Origin of the sequence: Pantoea sp. LMR881, assembly GCF_027157825.1 — a bacterium.
In the GTDB taxonomy this organism is placed as follows: Bacteria; Pseudomonadota; Gammaproteobacteria; order Enterobacterales; family Enterobacteriaceae; genus Pantoea; species Pantoea haifensis.
Genome location: NZ_JAPVOK010000002.1, coordinates 3,095,308 through 3,119,137, shown reverse-complemented (window position 1 = coordinate 3,119,137; position 23,830 = coordinate 3,095,308). Strand labels below are relative to the sequence as shown.

General features: G+C 52.9%; 17 protein-coding genes and 7 pseudogenes. 4 read left to right on the top strand and 20 right to left on the bottom strand.

Translation table 11 applies throughout. From position 1 onward, the window contains the following. Positions 1 to 129 precede the first annotated feature (129 nt). From O3W44_RS16505 to O3W44_RS16445, 13 genes and pseudogenes are all read right to left on the bottom strand, one after another. Positions 130 to 755, bottom strand: a pseudogene (locus O3W44_RS16505) (protein-L-isoaspartate(D-aspartate) O-methyltransferase). After that, positions 749 to 1,510, bottom strand: a complete 762-nt coding sequence (gene surE, locus O3W44_RS16500) for a 5'/3'-nucleotidase SurE (protein ID WP_269293893.1) — start codon at positions 1,508 to 1,510, stop codon at positions 749 to 751. The pseudogene O3W44_RS16505 and the gene surE overlap by 7 nt, the downstream one beginning before the upstream one ends. Further along, on the bottom strand, positions 1,491 to 2,531 hold the full coding sequence (truD, locus tag O3W44_RS16495) for a tRNA pseudouridine(13) synthase TruD (RefSeq protein ID WP_269293892.1): 1,041 nt from the start codon (positions 2,529 to 2,531) through the stop codon (positions 1,491 to 1,493). The genes surE and truD overlap by 20 nt, the downstream gene beginning before the upstream one ends. Then, positions 2,528 to 3,009: pseudogene (gene ispF, locus O3W44_RS16490) on the bottom strand (2-C-methyl-D-erythritol 2,4-cyclodiphosphate synthase). Before ispF ends, truD begins: the two are co-directional and overlap by 4 nt. Next, positions 3,009 to 3,721, bottom strand: a pseudogene (gene ispD, locus O3W44_RS16485) (2-C-methyl-D-erythritol 4-phosphate cytidylyltransferase). Before ispD ends, ispF begins: the two co-directional pseudogenes overlap by 1 nt. Positions 3,722 to 3,724: 3 nt before the next feature. Then, positions 3,725 to 4,039 (bottom strand): cell division protein FtsB, encoded by a 315-nt coding sequence (gene ftsB, locus O3W44_RS16480; RefSeq protein ID WP_269294466.1) that lies wholly within the window; start codon positions 4,037 to 4,039, stop codon positions 3,725 to 3,727. A gap of 167 nt (positions 4,040 to 4,206) precedes the next feature. Next, complete coding sequence (locus tag O3W44_RS16475) at positions 4,207 to 4,527, bottom strand: DUF3561 family protein (RefSeq protein WP_269293891.1); 321 nt, start codon at positions 4,525 to 4,527, stop codon at positions 4,207 to 4,209. Positions 4,528 to 4,580: 53 nt separating this feature from the next. Continuing rightward, positions 4,581 to 5,185: pseudogene (gene cysC, locus O3W44_RS16470) on the bottom strand (adenylyl-sulfate kinase). Beyond that, positions 5,185 to 6,612, bottom strand: a complete 1,428-nt coding sequence (gene cysN / locus O3W44_RS16465; RefSeq protein ID WP_269293890.1) for a sulfate adenylyltransferase subunit CysN — start codon at positions 6,610 to 6,612, stop codon at positions 5,185 to 5,187. Before cysN ends, cysC begins: the two are co-directional and overlap by 1 nt. Positions 6,613 to 6,623: 11 nt before the next feature. Beyond that, the gene (gene cysD, locus O3W44_RS16460; protein ID WP_269293889.1) at positions 6,624 to 7,532 is read right to left on the bottom strand and encodes a sulfate adenylyltransferase subunit CysD; all 909 of its coding nucleotides are present in this window, start codon (positions 7,530 to 7,532) and stop codon (positions 6,624 to 6,626) included. Between the two features lie 10 nt (positions 7,533 to 7,542). Continuing rightward, positions 7,543 to 8,958 carry a siroheme synthase CysG gene (cysG, locus tag O3W44_RS16455; protein ID WP_269293888.1) on the bottom strand — a complete coding sequence of 472 codons (1,416 nt, stop codon included), beginning with the start codon at positions 8,956 to 8,958 and terminating at the stop codon, positions 7,543 to 7,545. 203 nt (positions 8,959 to 9,161) lie between these two features. Further along, complete coding sequence (locus tag O3W44_RS16450; protein WP_269293886.1) at positions 9,162 to 9,857, bottom strand: N-acetylmannosamine-6-phosphate 2-epimerase; 696 nt, start codon at positions 9,855 to 9,857, stop codon at positions 9,162 to 9,164. Continuing rightward, positions 9,854 to 11,422: a PTS transporter subunit EIIC gene (locus O3W44_RS16445; protein WP_269293885.1), complete on the bottom strand. Its 1,569-nt coding sequence runs from the start codon at positions 11,420 to 11,422 to the stop codon at positions 9,854 to 9,856. The genes O3W44_RS16450 and O3W44_RS16445 overlap by 4 nt, the downstream gene beginning before the upstream one ends. 25 nt (positions 11,423 to 11,447) lie before the next feature. On the opposite strand from O3W44_RS16445, the gene O3W44_RS16440 reads away from it, so the two are divergent. The 3 genes from O3W44_RS16440 to O3W44_RS16430 all read left to right on the top strand — a co-directional run bounded on the left by O3W44_RS16440 (position 11,448) and on the right by O3W44_RS16430 (position 13,864). Then, a complete protein-coding gene (locus tag O3W44_RS16440) occupies positions 11,448 to 12,428 on the top strand; it encodes a MurR/RpiR family transcriptional regulator (protein WP_269293884.1) in 981 nt (326 codons plus the stop codon). Positions 12,429 to 12,556: 128 nt separating this feature from the next. Further along, positions 12,557 to 13,570 carry an aminopeptidase gene (locus O3W44_RS16435; RefSeq protein WP_269293883.1) on the top strand — a complete coding sequence of 338 codons (1,014 nt, stop codon included), beginning with the start codon at positions 12,557 to 12,559 and terminating at the stop codon, positions 13,568 to 13,570. Positions 13,571 to 13,579: 9 nt separating this feature from the next. Next, positions 13,580 to 13,864 (top strand): YciI family protein, encoded by a 285-nt coding sequence (locus O3W44_RS16430; RefSeq protein WP_269293882.1) that lies wholly within the window; start codon positions 13,580 to 13,582, stop codon positions 13,862 to 13,864. A 90-nt stretch (positions 13,865 to 13,954) separates the two neighbouring features. Here O3W44_RS16430 and O3W44_RS16425 read toward each other — a convergent pair whose 3' ends face one another. From O3W44_RS16425 to cysJ, 3 genes and pseudogenes are all read right to left on the bottom strand, one after another. Then, a complete protein-coding gene (locus O3W44_RS16425; protein ID WP_269293881.1) occupies positions 13,955 to 14,689 on the bottom strand; it encodes a phosphoadenylyl-sulfate reductase in 735 nt (244 codons plus the stop codon). Beyond that, positions 14,686 to 16,409, bottom strand: a pseudogene (gene cysI / locus O3W44_RS16420) (assimilatory sulfite reductase (NADPH) hemoprotein subunit). The gene O3W44_RS16425 and the pseudogene cysI overlap by 4 nt, the downstream one beginning before the upstream one ends. Then, positions 16,409 to 18,211, bottom strand: coding sequence for an NADPH-dependent assimilatory sulfite reductase flavoprotein subunit (gene cysJ / locus O3W44_RS16415; RefSeq protein WP_269293880.1), 1,803 nt, complete (start codon positions 18,209 to 18,211; stop codon positions 16,409 to 16,411). The pseudogene cysI and the gene cysJ overlap by 1 nt, the downstream one beginning before the upstream one ends. Before the next feature lie 296 nt (positions 18,212 to 18,507). On the opposite strand from cysJ, the pseudogene queD reads away from it, so the two are divergent. After that, positions 18,508 to 18,866 (top strand): annotated as a pseudogene (gene queD, locus O3W44_RS16410) (6-carboxytetrahydropterin synthase QueD). 56 nt (positions 18,867 to 18,922) lie between these two features. On the opposite strand, the pseudogene queE reads toward queD, so the two are convergent. The 4 genes and pseudogenes from queE to mazG all read right to left on the bottom strand — a co-directional run bounded on the left by queE (position 18,923) and on the right by mazG (position 23,775). Next, positions 18,923 to 19,593: pseudogene (gene queE / locus O3W44_RS16405) on the bottom strand (7-carboxy-7-deazaguanine synthase QueE). Positions 19,594 to 19,744: 151 nt separating this feature from the next. Continuing rightward, positions 19,745 to 21,043 carry a phosphopyruvate hydratase gene (gene eno / locus O3W44_RS16400; protein WP_269293879.1) on the bottom strand — a complete coding sequence of 433 codons (1,299 nt, stop codon included), beginning with the start codon at positions 21,041 to 21,043 and terminating at the stop codon, positions 19,745 to 19,747. Between the two features lie 76 nt (positions 21,044 to 21,119). After that, a complete protein-coding gene (gene pyrG / locus O3W44_RS16395) occupies positions 21,120 to 22,757 on the bottom strand; it encodes a glutamine hydrolyzing CTP synthase (RefSeq protein WP_269293878.1) in 1,638 nt (545 codons plus the stop codon). A gap of 229 nt (positions 22,758 to 22,986) precedes the next feature. Next, positions 22,987 to 23,775 carry a nucleoside triphosphate pyrophosphohydrolase gene (mazG, locus tag O3W44_RS16390; RefSeq protein WP_269293877.1) on the bottom strand — a complete coding sequence of 263 codons (789 nt, stop codon included), beginning with the start codon at positions 23,773 to 23,775 and terminating at the stop codon, positions 22,987 to 22,989. Positions 23,776 to 23,830: the final 55 nt, after the last annotated feature.

The window sequence follows — 23,830 nt, the reverse complement described above, 5'->3', positions numbered from 1 at the left end:
GCTGCACTCGCCAGCACAATACTCTGTGCGGCGCGTTAAAATCTGCTTTTTCATTGATGAAAAGGGATAGTAACAATATCAAGTGCGAGGTGCCATGAAACAGTTGTGAAGAAATACGAAGCCGATATGTCAGGCGAGATCGCCCTGGACTAAAGGAACAAAACGGACCGGTTCAATTATCTCTTCGACAAAATCTTTTCCTTTGCGACGCAGACGCTTCAGCACTTGCTGATCTTCGCCGACCGGGAGCACCATAATGCCGTCTTCTGCGAGTTGTGCCATCAGCGCAATCGGAATTTCTGGGGAGCGGCCGTGACGATAATGGCATCAAATGGCCCACGTGAGGCCCAGCCTTGCCAGCCATCGCCATGCCGGGTTGACACATTATGTAAATCGAGCTGCTTTAAACGGCGTTTCGCCTGCCACTGTAAACCTTTGATGCGCTCAACTGAATAAACATGATCGACCAGGTGCGCAAGGATAGCAGTTTGATAACCGGAGCCGGTGCCGATCTCCAGCACGCGTGAATGTGGCTGCAGTTCTAACAGTGCGGTCATGCGCGCAACCATATAGGGTTGTGAAATGGTCTGGCCCGAGCCAATCGGCAACGCGACGTTATCCCAGGCTTTGTGCTCAAACGCTTCATCAATAAAGCGTTCCCGCGGCACATCAGCAATCGCCTTTAACAGGATTTCATCATCAATGCCCTGCTGACGCAGTTGTGCCAACAACGTTTCGATGCGCCGGTTTACCATGCCAGATTCACCTCAGCTTTATTCAGCCAGTTGCTAAGCACATCCTGTGCGCTGTGCGCAGTCAAATCAACATGTAACGCTGTGATTGAGACATAGCCTAGATCGACCGCAGCAAAATCGGTGTCAGGACCGGCATCAAGTTTTTCACCGGGTGGCCCGATCCAGTAAAGCGTATTGCCCCGGGGGTCCTGCTGTTCAATCACTTTATCAGCAGGATGACGGCTACCACAGCGGGTAACACGAATGCCTTTCAGCTCGGCTAACGGTAAATCGGGAACGTTAATATTCAGAATGCGCCCGGTGCGCAAAGGCTCACGCGACAACGCTTTCAGCAGTGCGCAGATCACCGCCGCTGCCGTCTCATAATGCTGATGACCATTCAGCGATACGGCAATGGCGGGCAGGCCGAGATGACGACCTTCCATGGCGGCGGCAACAGTACCGGAGTAAATCACATCATCGCCAAGATTAGGGCCGGCATTAATGCCTGAAACCACAATATCGGGGCGCGGTTGCATCAATGCATTGACGCCCAGATAAACGCAGTCTGTCGGGGTGCCCATCTGCACAGCAACGTCCCCATTCTCATGGGTAAACGTGCGCAGCGGGGTTTCCAGTGTTAATGAATTTGAGGCTCCGCTGCGATTGCGATCGGGTGCCACAACCTGCACCTCAGCAATCTTTCGCAAGGCTTTCGCCAGAGTTTGAATGCCTGGCGCATGAATGCCGTCATCATTACTCAGCAATATCCGCATCGTCACCTTCTTGTTGCAGAAGTTCACGTACTACACTGGTGGCAAAACTGCCTGCGGGCAGCCAGAATTGCATCTCCAGCGTGACATCATCCCACCAGCTCCAACGTAGATCGCGTGGCACGACCAGCATTGCGCGGCGTCCAGCATCGACACGTTCACGCTCAAGCAGTGTAATTAATTCTGATGCGTCTGCCAGACTTTGCTGCTCAAATTTGAGTGCTTCGGCTTGCGGGCCAGCCTCTCCTCGCCCCGGCATTGGTGCGGTAATACGCAGCTCATGCTGATCAACACGCGCCTGTAAAGATTCAAGCTCCTCAGCCTGTGCCACAAACCAGCTTCCACGCCCCGTCAGTTGTAATACATCACCGGCTAACAGTTGCGTTAAGCCACCCTGCTGCTGCAAGCGCAGGCTGGTCACCTGATTAAACAACGCACTGCGGGCAGCAGAAAGTATCAGGCTGCGTTTATTCCGGTCACGCAGGCGAATTTCATCACGCGCCCACTGCTGCGCCATGGTCAGATTATTGCCATTGCGGCCAAAACGCTGCTCACCAAAATAGTTCGGTACGCCTGCATCACGGATCAACACCAGCCGCTGCTCAACCTCCTGGCGTTTACTAACCTGACGGATCACCAGACGAAACGCGTTACCCGCCAGCGCACCGATACGCAGCTTGCGTTTGTGGCGCACAACATCAAGGATTTCGACGCCTTCTAACGCAAAGCCGCTTAAATCAGGCATTGCATTGCCCGGCAGACGGAAGCAGAGGGTCTGTTCAGTAACGGCATGGCGATCTTTCATGCCAGCGTAGCTCAGATCGCGCATGTGAATACTTAAATATTTCGCCAGTGCTTCAGCAACGAAGCGCGTATTGGCACCCACTTTGCGAATGCGTACCAGCAGATGTTCACCTTCGCCATCCGCGCTGTAGCCGAGATCTTCGACCACAACAAAATCTTCCGGATAAGCTTTAATCACCCCCGCCGCTGCTGGCGTACCGTGCAAATAATGCAGCGTCATGCTGGCTCCACTTTCATCAGCAAGGCGACCGCTTCACAGGCAATCCCCTCTCCGCGTCCGGTAAAACCCAGTTTTTCAGTGGTCGTGGCTTTCACGTTCACCGCATCCATATGACACCCCAGATCTTCAGCAATATTCACGCGCATTTGCGGCACGTGCGGCAGCATTTTTGGTGCCTGGGCAATGATCGTCACGTCAACATTACCGATGCAGTAACCTTTAGCTGCAATACGACGCCAGGCTTCGCGTAAAAGACCCCGGCTGTCTGCGCCTTTAAACGCCGGATCGGTATCCGGAAAGAGCTTGCCGATATCGCCCATTGCTGCTGCGCCCAGCAGCGCATCAGTCAGTGCATGCAGCGCCACGTCACCATCGGAGTGCGCAACAAAACCTTGCTCAAACGGGATTCGCACTCCGCCAATCACCAAAGGACCTTCTCCCCAAAGGCGTGAACGTCAAAACCGTGACCAATACGCATCATGCGCTCTCCTTTAATTGAATCTGACTAAGATAGAAAGCCGCCAGCGCCAGATCTTCTGGCCGGGTAACTTTGATGTTATCACTGCGTCCACTGACCAACATGGGATGATAGCCACAATATTCCAGTGCCGAGGCTTCATCAGTAATGGTGGCACCTTCATTTAACGCCCGCGTCAGGCAGGCGGTCAGCAGCGTACAGGGGAAAAATTGTGGCGTTAAGGCATGCCATAAATCTTCACGATCAACGGTATGAGCAATCAGGGCTTTGCCAGGCTCGCCGCGTTTCATGGTATCGCGCACTGGCGCGGCCAGAATACCGCCGGTCTGGCTCTGCTCGCGAATGTGCAGTAATCGCGATAAATCATCGGGATGCAAACAGGGACGCGCAGCATCGTGCACCAATACCCAGCCTGCGCCCTGCGCGGCCTGTAATCCTGCCAGCACCGATTCAGCACGCGTTTCGCCACCGGTCACGCGCAGCACACGCGGATCGTTCGCCAGGGCAGCGTGGCAAAATAGTGATCGTCAGGGCTTAACGCGATAATCACCTGCTTAATCGCAGGGTGAGAAAACAGGCGCGCAATGCTGTGTTCCAGAAGGGTGTGCTGACCAATCGTCAAATACTGCTTTGGACAGGTCGCCTGCATGCGACTACCGATACCGGCAGCCGGCACCACGGCAATCACATCCGCCAGGGAGAGGTTGTTCATGTTTTATCGTTGTTGGTTTTGCGCAGCTTGCGCGTTACGTTTGTTCTGATCAGGCACCAGACGATAGAAGGTTTCACCGGGCTTAATCATACCCAGTTCACTACGCGCACGTTCTTCGATCGCTTCAGAGCCGCCATTGAGATCGTCAATTTCGGCGAACAGCTGATCGTTACGCGCTTTGAGCCTGGCGTTATTCGCCTGTTGTACCGCGACGTCATCGTTAACGCGCGTATAATCATGGATGCCATTTTTTCCCAGCCACAACGAATATTGCAGCCAGCCCAGCAGCACCAATAGCAGTAACGTCAGTTTTCCCATCCCGCCCCCTAAAATCGGCCCAATCATCCCATAACTTTGCACAGGACTCCACACCAGCAGCAAAAATGCGCCGCTTTGCTGTTTGTCTGTACAAATCTGGATTCAACGCAGGGAACGCAGTCAGGTAAAGTTTTGTAACCTGCCGATGCGTTTGTACATCAGTGGCGTTACCAGCCCGAGAGAAAGGAGAACAATAACCAGAACAGGAAAATCACGACGATGAACGTGGCGAGTGTCGTCCAGAACAATTGCCCACGCAGCAGCATGCTTATCGCAATACCGATAATCACTGATACAGGCAACAATGCCAGGAAGAATGGCCAGGTATAAAGGAAGAAAAACAGCGTGTTGGAGCCGTAAAGGATAAAGGGGATCGCCAGCGCGCACCAGTAAGCGAGAAAACCGATTACACCGCCCGGCAGTGACGAGCGAGGCTCATCCTGGGGGCGTTCATCTTTGCGAGCCAGCATAGGGGTAATGTTCTGCATAAAAATCCTGGTGACTATTTGCGGCAAATCAAACTCGATTTGCCGCTGTCTTTTCAGGATCTGATGATATCGCGGTGACGCAGCAGGTCTAATACTTGAGCGGTCAGTTTTGTAACCAATTGTTCACCATCCAGCTGGATTTCTGGCTGGTCTGGCGCTTCATACACGCTGTCAATGCCGGTGAAATTGCGTAATTCACCGGCGCGCGCCTTTTGTACAGCCCTTTTGGATCGCGTGCTTCGCATACGTCAAGTGGCGTATCAACAAACACTTCCACAAACTGGCCTTCACCCAACAAATCGCGAACCATCTGTCGTTCAGCGCGGTGAGGCGAAATAAAGGCAGTGAGCACCACTAAACCGGCATCCACCATTAATTTCGCCACTTCGCCAACCCGACGAATGTTCTCTTTACGATCGTCATCGCTAAAACCAAGATCGCGGCACAATCCATGGCGCACGTTATCGCCATCCAGTAAGTAAGTGCTGACACCGATGCGATGTAGCGCCTGCTCCAGCGCACCCGCCACAGTGGATTTTCCCGAGCCAGACAATCCGGTAAACCACAGCACCACGCCCTGATGGCCGTGCTGCTGCTCACGCGCTTCACGCGTTACCGGATGATCGTGCCACACCACGTTATCATCGTGTTGCGCCATTATTGGCCACCCAGCAGGTCACGTGCGTTCCAGTGCGGGAAGTGACGGCGTACCAGCGCATTCAGCTCCAGCTCAAACGCGCTGTACTGACCGACAGCCTGCGGTGCGTCCTGCTGCGGTTCATGAATCATGCCCGCACCCACGGTGACGTTGCTTAAGCGGTCGATAAAGATCATGCCGCCGGTAACCGGATTCTGCTGATACTTATCGAGCACCATTGGTTCATCAAACGTGATCTCAACCAGGCCGATGCCATTCAGCGGCAGGCTATCCACGCTGCGTTTTTCCAGCGTATTGATCTCCACCTGATGAATGACTTTTTCTACCCGACCACGTGTTTTTTTACCGGCAATTTTTACATCGTAGCTTTGACCGGCCTGCAAAGGTTGCTCCGCCATCCATACCACGTCAACGGTTGCGGACTGCACAGCACTTAACTCTGCGCTGGCATCAACCAGCAGATCGCCACGGCTGATATCAATTTCATCTTTCAACACCAGCGTGATCGCTTCGCCTGCACCCGCTTCCTGCAAATCGCCATCAAAGGTGACGATGCGTGCAATGCTGGATTCCACGCCTGATGGCAGCACTTTAATGCGTTGGCCCACTTTCACCACGCCGGAAGCCAGCGTGCCCGCATAACCACGGAAATCGAGGTTTGGACGGTTAACATACTGTACGGGAAAACGCATCGGCTGGTGATCAACGACGCGGTTCAGTTCAACCGTTTCCAGCACGTCCAGCAGGGTAGGACCGCTGTACCACGGCATAGTCTGGCTGGGTGAGGCAACGTTGTCTCCCTCCAGCGCCGACATAGGGACAAAACGAATATCCAGATCTTCGGGCAACTGACCAGCGAAATCGAGATAAGCTTGTTTGATCTGCTCGAAAACGTCCTGCTTGTATTCCACCAAATCCATCTTGTTAATCGCCACCACCAGGTGCTTGATGCCCAGCAGTGTAGAGATAAAGCTGTGGCGACGTGTTTGATCCAGTACACCTTTACGTGCATCGATCAGCAGGATCGCTAAATCACAGGTTGATGCCCCGGTCGCCATGTTGCGCGTGTACTGCTCATGCCCTGGCGTATCGGCAATAATGAATTTGCGCTTTTCCGTTGAGAAGTAGCGATAGGCCACATCGATAGTGATGCCCTGCTCACGCTCCGCCTGCAAACCATCCACCAGCAGCGCCAAATCAAGCTTTTCACCCTGAGTGCCGTGACGTTTGCTGTCGTTGTGCAGTGAAGAGAGCTGATCTTCGTAAATCTGGCGCGTGTCGTGCAGCAGACGACCAATCAGCGTACTTTTTCCATCATCCACGCTGCCGCAGGTAAGAAAACGCAGCAGGCTTTTATGTTGTTGTGCGGTCAGCCAGGCTTCAACGCCGCCCTGATCGGCAATCTGTTGTGCAATAACGGTATTCATCTGGCGTCTCCTTAGAAATAACCCTGACGTTTTTTCAGTTCCATCGAACCGGACTGGTCGCGGTCAATGACGCGGCCCTGACGCTCACTGGTGGTAGAGACCAGCATCTCTTCAATGATCTCTGGCAGCGTCTGTGCTTCAGATTCAACTGCGCCGGTTAACGGCCAGCAGCCAAGCGTACGGAAACGCACCATGCGCTGCTTAATCACTTCGCCTGGTTGCAGATCAATACGATCGTCATCCACCATCATCAGCATACCGTCACGCTCCAGTACCGGACGCGGTGCGGCAAGGTACAGTGGAACGATTTCAATGTTTTCCAGGAAGATGTACTGCCAGATATCCAGCTCGGTCCAGTTAGACAGTGGGAATACGCGGATGCTTTCCCCTTTGTTAATCTGGCCGTTGTAGTTGTGCCACAGCTCAGGACGCTGATTTTTCGGGTCCCAGCGGTGAAAACGGTCACGGAACGAATAAATACGCTCTTTGGCACGCGATTTTTCTTCGTCACGACGAGCACCACCAAACGCCGCATCAAAACCATACTTATTCAGCGCCTGCTTCAGGCCTTCGGTTTTCATAATGTCGGTGTGTTTAGCACTGCCGTGTACAAACGGGTTGATGCCCATCGCCACGCCTTCCGGGTTACGGTGAACCAGTAACTCTGCGCCCATCGCTTTCACAGTGCGATCGCGAAATTCATACATTTCACGGAATTTCCAGCCGGTATCCACATGCAGCAACGGGAACGGCAGCGTGCCCGGAAAAAACGCTTTACGTGCCAGATGCAGCATGACTGATGAGTCTTTACCGATGGAATACATCATCACCGGGTTGCTGAACTCCGCTGCAACTTCACGAATGATATGAATACTCTCCGCCTCCAGCTGACGCAGATGAGTGAGTCGTTTTTGATCCATAGTTTTTCCCTCAAGCCAGATTGACAACGGCGGACTCGCGAGCCCCCTGCTGTGCCGAATGTTGAAACCAGGCGAGCTGCCCGTGCAAATTGACGACCTCTCCGATAACTAACAGTGCCGGAGTTGGCGCAGATGCAGCTAACGCCTCAAGTTGTTCTAACGTACCTGTCAGCACCTGTTGATCCTGGCGCGTCCCGCGGCTGATTACTGCCACCGGTGTAGACGCGGCGCGCCCGTGCTGAATTAATCCTTCGCTGATTTCAGCCGCTTTCACCGTACCCATGTAAATGGCCAGCGTCTGACGCGCACGCGCCAGTGAAGGCCAGTCAATGCCATCACCTTCAGGGCGGCAGTGGCCGGTGATAAACAGCACGCTTTGTGCATGGTCGCGGTGGGTTAACGGAATACCGGCATAGGCGGTTGCGCCTGCCGCTGCGGTGACGCCAGGCACGACCTGAAAAGGGATGCCTGCCTGCTGTGCGGCCTGTAACTCTTCACCGCCGCGCCCAAAAATAAACGGATCGCCGCCCTTCAGGCGCACCACACGTTTACCTTGTTGCGCCAGCTTAACCAGCATCTGATTGGTTTCTTCCTGCGGCACTGAATGTGCACCCGCACGTTTACCCACACAGATACGGTCAGCATCGCGGCGCACCAGCTCTAAGACCTCGTCGCTCACCAGGTGATCGTAAAGCACCACATCGGCTAACTGCATAACCTGCAGGCCGCGTAACGTCAGTAAGCCACTGTCGCCAGGACCGGCACCCACCAGAATAATTTCACCCTGCTGACTGGGCGTGTCGCCCAGTTCGCGATCGAGCGTCAGCTTCGCCTCGTTGACGTTGCCTGCTGCCATTTGGCTGGCAAACAAGCCGTTAAACGCGCGTTCCCAAAAGCGACGGCGATCGGACATGCGGGTAAACCGTTGTTTAACTTTTTCACGCCAGTGACCCGCGACTTCAGCCATTTGACCGAGGTTAGCTGGCAGCAGCGCCTCAAGTTTCTCACGCAGCATGCGGGCCAGGACCGGCGCGGTCCCGCTGGATGAAATCGCCACGACCAGCGGTGAACGATCAACAATAGAAGGAAAGATGAAGCTGCACTTCGGCTGGTCATCAACCACATTCACCAGCTTCTGACGTGCGTTAGCGGCCTCGAACACCGCAGCATTGAGGGCGTTATCATCCGTCGCCGCGATCACCAGAAACACGCCATCAAGCTGGGCGGGATCAAACTCAGTCGCCAGCCACTCCAGCTGCTGCGTCTCCAGCAACGCCTGTAATTCAGGGCAGAGCGCGCGCGCAGCAATCTGTACGCGCGCGCTGGCACGACGTAACAGTTCAATTTTTCGCGCCGCGATATCTCCACCGCCTACAACCAGAACCGGGCGGCCAGTAAGATCGGCAAAAAGAGGCAGATAATCCACGTTAACCTTAGTGTTGTAACTTTGCGTTAACGCGACTATACGTCCCCGGTTTATCCAGATGAAATTACGAATTGGAATGAGTAGTTACCGAATGGAATAACGACGCGGAAAAGCTCAGAACAAATTGTGCTTAGCAAATGAAAATGCAGGGCTTTTAACCCTGCATTTTAAATCACAGCCCCTTTAAAAATCAGACCAGATTTTTATGAATCAGACGGCAGCTGAGCAGCAAAGCGTTGCGTGATTTGCCGGGGCCGGGTAATCGCTCCGCCCACCACCACCGCATAGGCACCCAGTGCCAGACAGCGTGCCATCATTTCTGGCGTCTCGACATTACCTTCAGCGATGACCGGTATGTTAACGGCCTGCACGATCTCACGTAAAAAAGCGAAGTCATTATCAAACAGTTTTTTGCCTTGCGTTGCCTGTGTGTAGCCATGCAGCGTGGTGCCAACACAGTCAAAACCGAGCGATTCCGCCTGAACAGCTTCTTCTGCCGTCGCAATATCGGCCATGAGTTTAACCTGCGGCCAGTTTTGCCGCGTCCAGGCGACCAGCTCTTTCAGTGTCAGCCCGCCGGGACGGGGATTAGTCGTGGCATCTAATGCAAGCATGGCGGGATTTGCCTGCATCAGCTCCTCCACTTCGCGCTTCGTTGCGGTAATGTAGACGTCGCTGTCTGGATAGTCCCGCTTTAGCAAGGCAATAACCGGTAACGTCACCGTTTCCATAATGGCTTCTGTATCCTGCACGCTGTTAGCGCGGATCGCCGCCGCTCCGCCCTGCTGTGCGGCCAGCGCCATACGACTCATAATAAACGGGCTATGTAGCGGCTCATCGGGCAATGCCTGACATGACACAACCAGCTTCCCTTTTATCTTTTCCAGTATCGAAGTCATGACATTAATCTCTCTTCAATTTCATTTTTGATAATCGTCACGTGCGGCCCATAAATCACCTGCACGCCTTTACCGCGCCTGATAACCCCTTTTGCGCCGCTGGCTTTTAACTGGGCTTCATCTACCTGCTTTTCGTCATTAACGGTGATGCGCAGGCGCGTGGCACAGCAATCCAGCTCCGCAATATTCGACGCGCCGCCCAACGCATCAATAATGGCATCGGTGTGTTCCACCCCGGCTTTGGCAGTGTGCGCAATAGTCGTCTCAGCAATTTCATCTTCTCGCCCCGGCGTTTTGAAGCGAAAGCGCACAATCAAAAAGCGGAAAGAGAAGTAATAAAGAAAGAACCAGGGCACGCCGACCAGCGGAACAAAAAGCCAGTGCGTTTTACTCTCGCCCTGCAAAACGCCAAAGAGCATAAAGTCGATAAACCCACCGGAGAAAGTCTGTCCAATGGTGATTTGCAGCATGTGCGCCAGCATAAAAGCCAGACCGTCAAACAGGGCGTGAACCACATACAGCAGCGGTGCAACAAACAGAAATGAGAACTCAATCGGCTCGGTGATGCCCGTCAGGAAAGAGGTCAGCGCGGCCGATAACAACAGGCCGCCAACACGCTTACGATTTTCAGGGCGAGCGGTGTGCCAGAGCGCGAGGCAAGCTCCCGTCAGGCCAAACATCATGGTAATAAAACGCCCGCTCATAAAACGCGCTGTGCCCAGATAAAACTGCTGCGTATTGGCATCAGCCAGTTGGGCAAAGAAGATGCGCTGCGTGCCTTCTACCAGCGTGCCGTTTACCATTTCACTGCCGCCAAGCGCGGTGGTCCAAAAAGGCAGGTAGAAGATATGATGCAGCCCAAAGGGGCCAAGCATGCGCAGGATGAAACCGTAAAGAAAGGTGCCGAGATAACCGGTAGCGTCAACCAGGCTTCCCAGGCTGAAAATGCCTTTTTGGAAAGAAGGCCAGATTAGCATCATCACCCCGCCCAGTACGATAGCCGCCAGCGAGCAAACAATGGGTACGAAGCGTGAGCCGCCAAAGAAACCTAAAAACTGGGGTAGCTCGATTTTGTTATAGCGTTGATGAAGCATTGCCGTGGTGAGTCCGACCACTACGCCGCCAAACACACCCGTTTCCAGTGTCTGAATCCCCAGCATCATGCCCTGCCCGACTTCACCCGGATGAGTCAGCGCCAGTTTTCCAGTCAGGGTTAACAGCACGTTGATGGTGGCGTTCATGATCAAATAGGCCAAAAGGGCTGCCAGGCCGGCAGTGCCTTTATCGCTTCGGGCCAGGCCAACAGCGACACCGACCGCAAACAGAACTGAAAGGTTAGCAAATACAATCGTTCCGGCGCTGCTCATAACGGCAAACAGAGCCTGGAGCCAGCCGATGTCCAGAAAAGGGTAAGCGGTAATCGTATTAGGATTAGAAAGCGCCCCACCAATGCCTAACAGCAACCCTGCTGCGGGTAAAACCGCAATCGGTAGCATGAAGGATTTTCCAAACCGCTGTGCTTTTTCAAACCAGGCGCTATTACCCCCTGCGTTTAACCATGACATGAAATTTTCTCCCGGCGATAAATTTATGAAAATAATTTTTATCACCTTTACCCTTTCCTGTAAAAAAAATCATCAGTACTTTTTGACGCGGCTCAACGGAAGCGAAAAATTGCTGGAGAATGTGGATCAACAGCGCCAAACTGAGGCCCGGTTGCAAAAGGAGTACAACGTGAGTTTGCCAACAGGAAAAGAGAACGTGCTGCTTACCCTGCGTCAGGATATGCATGCCTATAGCCCCGCGTTGCAAAAGCTCGGGGAATATATCGTTGATCATGCACATGAGATGCTCTATCTGACTATCACTGAACTCGCGCGTGAGAGCGCCACCAGCGAAGCCACGGTTACGCGCCTCTGTCGTCAGCTTGGCTGTAAAGGCTATACGGAATTTCGTATGGCGCTGGCGTTAGAGGCACAACCCGCCGTACCGGCGGTTGCAGGAAAAAGCGATGAAGCCAGCGAACTGATTGAAGAGTGTATCAATGCGCTACGCGATACAGGCCGCCTGGTTGATGATGATGCGCTTGAACAGGCAGCAGTACGAATGCATCGCGCCAGACGTATAGCTCTGTTTGGCGTGGCGGCCAGCGCCACCGTAGGCGAGTATTTCCATTACAAACTTCTGCGGTTAGGCAAGCCGGCTCAAATGTTTAGCGATGCCCATCGCGCAGCGATGAATTGCGTGAGCCTCGGGCCTGAGGATTTAGTGATAGCTATCTCCAGTTCAGGCTCAACCCGGGATGTTATCTATATCGCCGAACAGGCACAGCAACGGGGCTGCCCACTGCTGGTGCTCAGCAACACCTCGCGTAGCCCACTGGCGCAGTTAGCCGACAGCCTGTTGGTTGCGGCAAAACCAGAAGGTCCGTTTACTGCCGGTGCGCTTAATTCTAAAGTAGGCGTTATGTTGTTGATTGAGCTGGTTATCATGAAATTAATGAAGTGCGATCCGCGCTATCAGCAGGCAAGTCATGAGACAGCCAGTATCACCCTTCCAATGCTGCTTTGAAAAATAACTTATTACTCAACAAAAAGGCTTTTCACATCACATCCCTTTGCCGCAAAACGCTATACTGGCAGCGCCCTGAAGGCAACCGACCTGTTTTGTATAGAAAAGAATGAAGAAAAGGATGACCTATGTTTTTTTCCCTCCGCTTGAGGGTAGCGGCCACCTTAATTAGTGGTTTGATGCTGTCGAATGTGGCCTGCGCACGTAATGAAGGCCATTTCGCTGAACAGCAAGTGCGTCATATCGCCACCTATTTTCCAGGCCGTATGAGCGGCAGTCCGGCTGAGTTAATGACTGCTGATTATTTGCATCAGCAGTTCGCCTCGCTGGGTTATAAAACCAATACCCGGCAGTTTAATACCGGCTTTGACTGGCATAATAATGACGGCCAGTCTCGCTGGCACAAACTGACCGCAACCTCGGTCATTGCTGCGCGCGCAGGCAGCGAGCCGCAGGAAATTTTGATCGTTGCGCATCTTGATACCTGGAGACCGCAAAACAGCGCGGAGGCCAACCAAAACCTGGGCGGATTACGCCTGCAAGGCGTCGACGATAACGCCTCGGGCTTAGGCGTCATGCTGGAGTTAGCGCAACAGCTCAGTGCCAGACCGCTGCACTATGGCGTGCGCTTTGTCGCACTGAGCGCGGGTGAACAGGGTATGCACGGCATGGACGACTATGTGGCGCGAATGAGCAAAAAAGAGCAGAAAAATACGCTGCTGGTTATCGATCTCAACAGCCTGATTACCGGTGATCATCTTTACTTTAACAGTGGCATTAATACGCCGCGTGCAGTACGCAAGCAGACCAGTGAGCGCGCCCTGCAACTGGCGCGCAAGTCAGGTATCCCAGCCGCGAGCCATCAGTCAGAGGAAAAAGATTCTGCCATTAATGCTTTTGATAAAGCAGGCTTCCCGTTGCTGAGTGTTACGGCCAGCAACTGGGCACTGGGTAATAAAGACGGAAAACAGCAACGCAGCCGAACGCGCCATTTTCCTGAAGGCACCACGCGCCATCAAACTGACCGTGATAATCTCGCGTATCTCGACCACTGGCTGCCGGGCCGTATTGCCCGGCGCACCCGTGACAGCGTGAATGTGTTGCTGCCGTTACTCCGTGAACTCACTAATCCCAAAGTATAAGGATCTGACATGTACGTAGTGTATCTGACCTATTTTCGCCCGGTAGACGAAGTTGAAGCCTTACTGGAGCCGCATATTCAATGGCTGGATCGTTACTTTGATACGGGTGTGTTTATTGCAGCGGGCCGTAAAGATCCGCGTACCGGCGGTATGGTGCTGGTAAAGGATATCGATCGCGCCAGACTGGATACTATCCTGGCTGAAGATCCTTTTGTTGCCGTCGCGAACTATGAAGTTACCAAAGTGAATATGACGCGCGCGGCTGACGGGTTTGGTGATTTAATCGGAATTTAATTTTTATGGGCGCGCTGTGTCTTTATCTCCCCCTTCTGGCGCAAAGCAACAGAAGCAGGGAATAAAGAGATCAGCGCGCAGAAAGCCTGATCAACCTTCGTGCAGTCCGCACTCCCGTTTCAGGCCAAAGAAGCGCGTCTCTTCTTCAGCCATACCCGGTTCCCACTTACGTGTTGTATGCGTATCGCCCACAGAAAGATAGCCCTCATCCCACAGCGGGTGGTATTTCAGGTTATGTTTCTGCAAATACTGATGAATCTGGCGGTTATCCCAGTCAATGATCGGTAGCACTTTAAACACGCCACGCTGCCAGCCCAGCACCGGCAAATTTGCGCGGCTACCTGACTGATCGCGGCGTAATCCTGCGAACCAGGTTTGCGCGCCCAGGGTTTCCAGGCCTCGATTCATTGGCTCAACTTTGTTGATCTCGTTGTATTTCTCAATGCCTTCAACGCCCTGCTCCCACAGCTTGCCGTAACGCGCCTCCTGCCACGCGGGCGAGGTTGCAGCACGGAATACTTGCAGATTCAGGTTGAGCTGGTCAGCCAGTTCATCAATAAAGCGATAGGTTTCCGGGAACAGATAGCCCGTATCCGTCAGGATCACCGGAATATCTGGCTGCTGACGGGTCACTAAGTGCAGCGACACCGCCGCCTGAATACCGAAGCTGGACGAAAGCACAAAGGCTCCCGGCAAATTCTCCAGTGCCCAGCTGACGCGCTCTTCAGCAGAACGCTTTTCCAGCTGTGCATTGGTTGAGGCCAGCGCCATTGTGCGCTGTACCTTAGACATCTCATTCAGTGCTGCGAGGTCTAGCTGACTCATTTTGCCTCCTGATCCCAAAAATCACGCGCTGGATCGACGACCGGTTTTACAATCCCGGCACGAATAACGAAGTCACCAAAGCCTTCTTCGCCCTGACGCTCTTTCGCCCAGCGTCCAACCAGCTCATCAATGTTGGCAAGAATTTCGCTTTCAGTAATGTTTTCACGATACATACGCGGAATACGTGTACCGATACGATTACCGCCGATGTGCAGGTTATAACGCCCTGGTGCTTTACCAACCAGACCGAGTTCAGCCAGCATGGCACGGCCGCAGCCGTTAGGACAACCGGTAACGCGTAACACTATGTGCTCTTCGCCAACGCCGTGTCCGTGCATGATCTCTTCGACTTTGGTGACGAAGGATGGCAGGAAACGTTCAGCTTCCGCCATGGCCAGGGGACAGGTTGGAAACGCAACGCAGGCCATAGAGTTTTCACGCTGTGCCGAGACGTTTTCCATCAAGCCATGGGCACGGGCAATAGCTTCGATAGCCTCTTTTTCGCTTTCCGGTACACCCGCAACAATCAGGTTCTGGTTAGCGGTCAGGCGGAAATCACCCTGATGAATTTTGGCAATTTCAGCAATGCCACGCTTCAGCGGACGGCCTGGATAATCCAGCAAACGGCCATTCTCAATGAACAGCGTCAGGTGCCATTTATTATCGATACCTTTGATCCAGCCGATACGATCGCCACGCGTCGTGAACTCATAAGGGCGAGTCGGTTCGAAGGTTAAGCCAGCACGCTTTTCCACTTCTGCTTTAAATGTCTCAACGCCAACGCGCTCCAGCGTGTATTTGGTTTTGGCGTTTTTACGATCGGTGCGATTCCCCCAGTCACGCTGAGTCGTCACTACCGCTTCTGCGACATCAAGGATTTTCTCAACCGGCAAATAGCCAAATTCGCTGGCGGTGCGCGCATAGGTCGCTTTATTGCCGTGCTCAATCGATAATCCCCCGCCGACCAGCAGGTTAAAGCCAACCAGCCTGCCTTTCTCCGCTACGGCCACGAAATTCAGATCGTTCGCGTGCAGATCGACATCGTTATGCGGTGGGATCACAACCGTGGTTTTAAACTTACGCGGCAGGTAAGTCTCACCGAGGATAGGTTCTTCATCGGTGGTGGCGACTTTTCCTGATCCCACCAAATTTCCGCATATGCGCGGGTGCGTGGCAGCAGATGTTCAGAAAGCTTCTTCGCCCACTCGTAGGCTTCCTGATGTAGTTCTGATTCAACCGGGTTTGAGGTGCAGAGCACGTTACGGTTTACGTCGTTAGCGGTAGCCAGCGCATCAAGGCCCACTTCGTGCAGCATTTGGTGCGTTGGCTTAACATTTTTCTTCAGGATGCCGTGAAACTGGAACGTCTGACGGTTTGTTAAACGAATGCTGCCGTAAATTGTTTTATCGGTCGCAAACTTATCGATCGCCAGCCACTGCTCAGGCGTGATGATGCCGCCAGGCAGACGGCAGCGCAGCATCATGGCATGACGCGGCTCCAGCTTCTGTTCGGCACGTTCGGCGCGGATATCACGATCGTCCTGCTGATACATACCGTGAAAACGGATTAACAGAAAATTGTCGCCAGTAAAACCGCCGGTCAGGCCATCATCGAGATCGTCGAGAATGGTGCCACGCAGGTAGTTACTTTGCTTTTTCAGGCGCTCGGCGTCTGTTAATTTACCTTCTACAACCAGCGGTCCAGGGTGTTTGTCGCTCATTAGTAAACGTCTCGCTGATAACGGCGCTCAATGCGCAGCTCACTTAAAAATTCGTCGGCCGTTTCACGATCCATTCCGCCGTGCTCGACCACCACATCCAGTAATGCCTGCTCAACGTCTTTCGCCATGCGATTCGCGTCGCCACAGACGTAAAGGTGCGCGCCTTCTTCGATCCAGCGCCACACTTCCGCGCCTTTCGCGCGGATTTTATCTTGTACGTAGACCTTCGCAGCCTGATCGCGCGACCATGCCAGATCAATGTTAGTCAGCAAGCCATCTTTCACATATTTTTGCCACTCGACCTGATACAGGAAGTCGTCTGTGAAGTGCGGATTACCGAAGAACAGCCAGTTTTTACCGGTTGCACCGTCATTATCACGTTGCTGCATAAAGGCGCGGAACGGTGCGATACCGGTGCCCGGCCCAATCATAATCACCGGTGCGTCCGGGCTGGCGGGCAGGCGGAAGTTATCGTTATGTTCGATGAAGATGCGAACCTCTCCCTCCTCTTCCACGCGATCGGCCAGCCAGGTTGAGGCGCCGCCGCCGCGCTGACGACCTTCAATGTCGTAGCGCACCGCACCCACTGTAATGTGAACTTCGCTGTCAGTTTCAGCCTGAGAAGATGCGATCGAGTAGAGACGCGGCGTCAGAGGACGTAGCAAGCCCGTAAGCTGCTCAGTGCTCAGTTCGGCGGGTGCCAGGCGGATCATGTCAACAATCGGGTAACGCTGTGCATACGTTTGCAGCTTCGCTTTGTCATCTACCAGCGACAGCAGTTCATCGTTGCGTGACAAAGCAGCGTATTGCGCGACGATCTGCGCGGTATTCACCGTCAGTTCAAAATGTTTTTGTAACGCCTCAGCCAGCGGTAAGGTTTGCCCCTGAACGTCAACCGGTTCGTCACCTTTCAGCCAGACCAGTTCTAACAGCTCTTTGACCAGTTCGGCGTCGTTTTCATACCAGACACCCAGCGCATCGCCCGGCTGATAGCGCAGGCCTGAATCACCCAAATCGATTTCAATATGACGGACATCTTTGTCAGAATCGCGACCGGTAATTTTTTGGTTAAGCGCGAAGGTAGCGACTAAAGGCTCTTCTTTGGTGTACGGCGTGCTGAAAACTTCATTCACGCTGCCTGTTGCCGTTACGGCCGCCTGTGATGCTGATTCCGCTGGCAGTCGCTTCTTTAAGATTTCAGTGATGGCACTGCGCCAGGCTGCTGCCTGCTCAGCATATTCAACGTCAGCATCTACACGATCCAGTAAACGCTCTGCGCCCAGCTCAGCCAGGCGACTATCGAAATCTTTACCCGCTTTGCTAAAAAATTCGTAAGAGGTATCGCCAAGGCCAAACACCGCAAACGCAGCCCCGTCCATTTTCGGTGCTTTTTTCGACAGCAGGAATTTATGCAGCGCGACCGCTTCTTCCGGCGGATCGCCCTCTCCCTGTGTGGAGGTCACGACGATCAGCAGCTTTTCCTGACCAATCTGCTTGAATTTATAGTCGCCTGCATTCACCAGGTTGACGTTGAGTTTAGCGGCCAGCAAATCATCGCGTAGCTGTTCCGCTAAACGGCGTGCATTGCCAGTTTGCGATGCAGACAGCAGGGTAATGGCTGGAATGTCAGCTGGCGCAGGCGCGCTTGCCGCCACGCTGCCGGGGGTTTGATTGACCATGCCCCAGAAATAACCTGAAAGCCATGCCATCTGGGTTGTGGAAAAATCCGTCGTCGCTGCTTGTAAGCGAGCGAGTTGCTCCGGCGAGAGCGGGAGCATTGAACCTGGTGCCTGTGTCGTCATCGCGTTAAAAATTCCAGTATCAGAAGTCCGGACCGTAAAATGGCGGAAGAGTGGGTAGGTTACCGGGCTGTATATTAACGATTAAATAAGCCTTCGACATAATTAATAACCAAAATGACTAAAAGGTTTTTCAGGTAAAGTTAACCGGCAAAAGTGGTAAAGAAAGGATCGATTAATCAATTAATTAAGCGATGAAGAGAGGATGCGATACAAAAAAAAGCGGCCTGTGGCATAGCGGGTGCGAAAAATCTGGCTTTCAGGTAGAATTCAGCGGTTTTTAAAGTCTGAGAACCATTATGTCTACCACACTATTTAAAGAATTCCAGTTCGAAGCCGCACATCACTTACCGAATGTGCCGGAAGGACATAAATGCGGTCGTCTGCACGGCCACTCCTTCCTGGTTCGTCTGGAAATTACCGGCGAAGTGGACGCGCATACCGGCTGGGTAATGGATTTTGCCGAACTTAAAGCGGCATTTAAACCCATTTATGATCGCCTCGATCACTACTATCTCAATGAGATCCCGGCCTGGAGAACCCCACCAGCGAAGTGCTGGCAAAATGGATTTGGCAGCAAATGAAGCCACGTTTACCGTTGTTGAGTGCGGTAATGATTAAAGAGACCTGTACGGCGGGTTGCGTCTATCGCGGGTAATTTGCTGGCGGGCAGACGTGATCAAACAAGGGCGGCGCATTGCCGCCCTTTTCACATCAGGCGATGTTGAGATATTTATGGGTTTGCATCGACAGGCGCCAGTTGCGCGCAATGCAGGTGTCAATGCAGAGTTTGGTTGCCGCCTCTTTGCGGCTAATGGGCTGTAACGCAATGATGCGTGATTTACTGTCCTGAATGCTGGTGAGAAGCTCATCTAAGGCGTCAACATCACGCTCACGTGCCACCGGATGTTTGATCTCATCAGCCCGGCTCAGCGCCTGGGCTAAAACATCGTAGCCTCCGCGCATATTAACTTTTGGCGATACCGTGACCCAGGTTTTGTCAGAGCAGTCAATCTTATGGGTGCCGCTGGTTTCAATCTGGCAGTTAAAGCCCGCTGTTTCTAACGCTTCAGTCAGTGGACGCAAATCAAAAATGGCAGGTTCACCCCCGTGATCACCACATGGCGCGCAGTCCATCCCTGCTGCCTGATGGCTGCGATCAACGTGGCGGCATCCGCATCGCCCCAGGCATCGCTTTCCACCGTTTTCACTAAAATATCACCCAGCGAAGTTTCCCGATCGGCGCGCTTTTCCCAGGTGTGTTTGGTATCACACCAGCTGCACCCCACCGGACATCCCTGTAAACGGATGAAAATGGCTGGCACACCAGTGTAAAAGCCTTCGCCCTGTAGCGTCTGGAACATTTCGTTAATCGGGTAGAACATTTTTTACTCGCCTGGAAAAATCTGGGCGCTGATTATGACAGCGCACGCCCCACACAACAACTACCACTTGATGCGAAAAATGCAAAAGCCCCGCTCGCTGGCGGGGCTTTGTTATCAGGTGATGCCGCGCTTAAGCGGCATCAACAGGCGATTATGCCTGACCTTTAACTTCTTTCAGACCGTTGAATGGCGCTTTTGAACCCAACGCTTCTTCGATACGGATCAGCTGGTTGTACTTAGCAACACGGTCAGAACGGCTCATAGAACCGGTTTTGATCTGGCCCGCAGCTGTACCCACCGCCAGGTCAGCGATGGTTGCATCTTCGGTTTCACCTGAACGGTGTGAAATCACCGCGGTGTAGCCAGCATCTTTCGCCATTTTGATCGCAGCCAGGGTTTCGGTCAGTGAACCGATCTGGTTGAATTTGATCAGGATGGAGTTAGCGATGCCTTTTTCGATACCTTCTTTCAGGATCTTGGTGTTGGTAACGAACAGGTCGTCACCAACCAGCTGGATTTTGTCGCCCAGTACTTTGGTCTGGTAAGCAAAACCGTTCCAGTCAGATTCGTCCAGACCATCTTCAATAGAGACGATTGGATACTGTTTGGTCAGATCTTCCAGGAAGTGGGTGAACTCTTCAGAGGTAAAGGCTTTACCGCCTTCGCCGGCCAGTACGTATTTGCCATCTTTGTAGAATTCAGACGCTGCACAGTCCATCGCCAGGGTGATATCTTTGCCCAGTTCGTAGCCTGCTGCTTTTACTGCTTCAGCAATAACAGCCAGTGCTTCTGCGTTTGAACCCAGGTTTGGCGCGTAGCCGCCTTCATCACCCACCGCGGTGTTCATGCCTTTGCTTTTCAGCACTTTCGCCAGGTGATGGAAAACTTCAGAACCCATACGGATCGCTTCTTTCACGTTTGAAGCGCCAACCGGCTGAATCATGAATTCCTGAATGTCGACGTTGTTGTCAGCGTGCTCACCGCCGTTGATGATGTTCATCATTGGCAGCGGCATAGAGAATTTGCCTGGGGTGCCGTTCAGTTCAGCGATGTGCTCGTACAGCGGCTGACCTTTAGAAGCAGCGGCCGCTTTCGCAGCTGCCAGTGAAACCGCCAGAATGGCGTTTGCACCGAAGTTGGATTTGTTATCAGTACCGTCCAGGTCGATCATGATTTTATCGATGTTCGCCTGATCTTTCGCGTCTTTGCCTTTTACCGCGTCAGCAATCGGGCCGTTTACCGCAGCAACTGCTTTGGTTACGCCTTTGCCCAGGAAACGAGATTTGTCACCGTCACGCAGTTCCAGTGCTTCGCGTGAACCGGTAGATGCACCTGACGGCGCTGCTGCCAAACCTACGAAACCGCCTTCCAGATGCACTTCTGCTTCAACAGTCGGGTTACCGCGTGAGTCGATAATTTCGCGACCGATGACTTTTACGATTTTGGACATTACGATTTTCCTCAGTACAAGTTAGTCAATCCTAAGACAAACAACGCGCGAAAAGTTCGCGCGTTGCTCGTGAAACTTACTTCGCTAAACGCTTCTGGTGCTCATGTGCGGCTTTCACAAAACCAGCAAACAGCGGGTGACCATCGCGTGGGGTCGACGTGAATTCCGGGTGGAACTGACAGGCAACAAACCATGGATGATTCGGGATCTCAATGATCTCTACCAGTTGATCATCGCCTGAACGTCCTGCAATACGCAATCCTGCCGCTTCAATCGGTTTCAACAACATGTTGTTGACTTCGTAGCGATGACGATGACGCTCAACAATGGTGTCAGAACCGTAGAGTTGACGAACTTTGCTGTCCGCCGTCAGTTGGCACTGCTGGCTGCCGAGGCGCATGGTGCCACCAAGGTCGCTCTGCTCACTGCGCACTTCAACGTTACCGTTTTCATCACGCCATTCGGTGATTAACGCAACCACCGGATATTTACAGTCTGGCACAAATTCAGTGGAGTTGGCGCCTTCAAGGCCAGCCACATTACGGGCAAACTCCATCAACGCGACCTGCATACCAAGACAGATGCCGAGATACGGCACGTTGTTTTCACGCGCGTATTGGGCGGTCATCAGCTTGCCTTCGACACCACGGTAACCGAAGCCACCTGGGATCAAAATCGCATCTAAATCTTTCAGAATTTCGACACCGCGGGTTTCGACATCCTGTGAATCGATCAGCTTGATGTTTACGGTGACGCGATTTTTCAGGCCGCCATGCTTCAACGCTTCGATAACAGACTTGTAGGCATCGGGCAGTTCAACATATTTGCCCACCATACCGATGTTAACTTCGCCGCCTGGATTGGCTTCTTCGTAAATAACCTGTTCCCATTCAGCCAGATTGGCTTCAGGCGCATTCAGATTAAAACGTTTACAGATATAGTCATCCAGGCCCTGAGATTTCAGCAGGCCAGGGATTTTATAAATGGAGTCAACATCTTTCAGTGAGATGACCGCTTTCTCTGGCACGTTACAGAACAGCGCAATTTTGCCGCGCTCGTTAGCAGGCACTGCGCGGTCTGAACGGCAAATCAACACGTCTGGCTGAATACCGATAGAAAGCAGTTCTTTTACCGAATGCTGAGTTGGCTTGGTTTTCACCTCGCCAGCAGCGGCCATATAAGGCACCAGCGTCAGGTGCATATACATGGTGTGCTCACGGCCCACATCAACCGCCATCTGACGAATGGCTTCGAGGAAAGGCAGCGATTCGATATCACCGACAGTACCGCCAATCTCAACCAGAACCACATCGTGGCCTTCGCCACCTTCAATGATGCGCTCTTTGATGGCATTGGTGATGTGTGGGATAACCTGGATCGTTGCGCCCAGATAGTCACCGCGACGCTCTTTGCGCAGGACTTCTGAGTAAATCCGACCCGTGGTGAAGTTGTTACGACGCGACATGCGCGTGCGGATGAAACGCTCGTAGTGACCCAAATCCAGATCGGTTTCGGCCCCATCATCGGTGACGAAGACTTCACCATGCTGCGTTGGGCTCATGGTGCCTGGATCCACGTTGATATACGGGTCCAGCTTCATGATGGTCACGTTAAGACCACGGGCTTCGAGAATGGCTGCGAGGGAGGCTGCGGCAATGCCTTTACCCAGAGAGGAAACGACCCCGCCGGTCACAAAAATATAATTCGTTGTCATGCTGAACCTGAGAGTTTAGGTTTAAAGACGGTGGAATAACCAGGACGGGAAAACAGTATACTGGAAACCGCTATCAGCCACAATTGATGAATCACAGCCATCCTCCAACGCATTGCTGCGGCTAACATAGCGGATAGCGATAAATGAAAGGTTGATGTACGTCACAAAGTTACCGCTGCGCTGAATCGTGTTAGCTTAAATGTTCAATTTATACGCAGCGGTGGAATAATCAGCATTTTTCCTGCGTTTTTACCTGCTGCCACGCCGCTTCCATCTGTTCCAGCGTTGCGCCTGGCATCTCAAGGCCCTGCGCGGCGATAATCGCTTCAACCTGACGGAATCGACGCTCAAACTTGTCGTTGGCTTTTTGCAGCGCGGTTTCCGCTTTACTGCCCAGGTGGCGGGACAGATTAACGGTCGCAAACAGCAAATCACCAATTTCCTCCTCCAGCTTTTGCGCATCAACCACTGACTGCTGCGCTTCATGCATCACTTCATCTATCTCTTCATGCACTTTATCCACCACCGGCCCCAGCGACGTCCAGTCAAAACCCACATTATGACAACGCTTCTGTATTTTATGTGCACGCATCAACGCAGGCAGGGCTTTAGGAATGTCATCAAGCGCGGAGTGCTGGGCTTTTTCTGCCCGCTCTGTTTGTTTGATGGCTTCCCAGTTTTTAAGCACTTCCGCGCTGTTTTCCACTGTGGCTTCAGCAAAAATGTGAGGATGACGGCGCTCAAGTTTGTCGCTGATGGCGTGACAGATATCGTCAAAATTGAAGCGGTGCTGTTCGTTTGCCATCTGTGCATAGAACACAACCTGAAACAGCAGATCGCCAAGCTCGCCGCGAAGATCGTCAAAATCTTCCCGCTGAATGGCATCCAGCACTTCGTAGGTTTCTTCAAGGGTATAGGGAGCGATAGTGGCAAACGTCTGTTCACGATCCCACGGACAGCCGTGTTGCGGATCGCGCAGGGCTTTCATGATGCCCAGCAGGCGATCGATTGCGTTCATGAGTAATCCTTTGATTTTTTAAACGGTACACGCTGTGTTCTGCGGCCTGATCGTC

What these genes read in the sequence shown, in the direction of transcription:
- surE (WP_269293893.1), bottom strand. Translation starts at nt 1,510, where the DNA reads ATGCGGATATTGCTGAGTAATGATGACGGCATTCATGCGCCAGGCATT.
- truD (WP_269293892.1), bottom strand. Translation starts at nt 2,531, where the DNA reads ATGACGCTGCATTATTTGCACGGTACGCCAGCAGCGGCGGGGGTGATT.
- ftsB (WP_269294466.1), bottom strand. Translation starts at nt 4,039, where the DNA reads ATGGGAAAACTGACGTTACTGCTATTGGTGCTGCTGGGCTGGCTGCAA.
- O3W44_RS16475 (WP_269293891.1), bottom strand. Translation starts at nt 4,527, where the DNA reads ATGCAGAACATTACCCCTATGCTGGCTCGCAAAGATGAACGCCCCCAG.
- cysN (WP_269293890.1), bottom strand. Translation starts at nt 6,612, where the DNA reads ATGAATACCGTTATTGCACAACAGATTGCCGATCAGGGCGGCGTTGAA.
- cysD (WP_269293889.1), bottom strand. Translation starts at nt 7,532, where the DNA reads ATGGATCAAAAACGACTCACTCATCTGCGTCAGCTGGAGGCGGAGAGT.
- O3W44_RS16450 (WP_269293886.1), bottom strand. Translation starts at nt 9,857, where the DNA reads ATGACTTCGATACTGGAAAAGATAAAAGGGAAGCTGGTTGTGTCATGT.
- O3W44_RS16445 (WP_269293885.1), bottom strand. Translation starts at nt 11,422, where the DNA reads ATGTCATGGTTAAACGCAGGGGGTAATAGCGCCTGGTTTGAAAAAGCA.
- O3W44_RS16440 (WP_269293884.1), top strand. Translation starts at nt 11,448, where the DNA reads ATGAAAATAATTTTTATCACCTTTACCCTTTCCTGTAAAAAAAATCAT.
- O3W44_RS16435 (WP_269293883.1), top strand. Translation starts at nt 12,557, where the DNA reads ATGTTTTTTTCCCTCCGCTTGAGGGTAGCGGCCACCTTAATTAGTGGT.
- O3W44_RS16430 (WP_269293882.1), top strand. Translation starts at nt 13,580, where the DNA reads ATGTACGTAGTGTATCTGACCTATTTTCGCCCGGTAGACGAAGTTGAA.
- O3W44_RS16425 (WP_269293881.1), bottom strand. Translation starts at nt 14,689, where the DNA reads ATGAGTCAGCTAGACCTCGCAGCACTGAATGAGATGTCTAAGGTACAG.
- cysJ (WP_269293880.1), bottom strand. Translation starts at nt 18,211, where the DNA reads ATGACGACACAGGCACCAGGTTCAATGCTCCCGCTCTCGCCGGAGCAA.
- eno (WP_269293879.1), bottom strand. Translation starts at nt 21,043, where the DNA reads ATGTCCAAAATCGTAAAAGTCATCGGTCGCGAAATTATCGACTCACGC.
- pyrG (WP_269293878.1), bottom strand. Translation starts at nt 22,757, where the DNA reads ATGACAACGAATTATATTTTTGTGACCGGCGGGGTCGTTTCCTCTCTG.
- mazG (WP_269293877.1), bottom strand. Translation starts at nt 23,775, where the DNA reads ATGAACGCAATCGATCGCCTGCTGGGCATCATGAAAGCCCTGCGCGAT.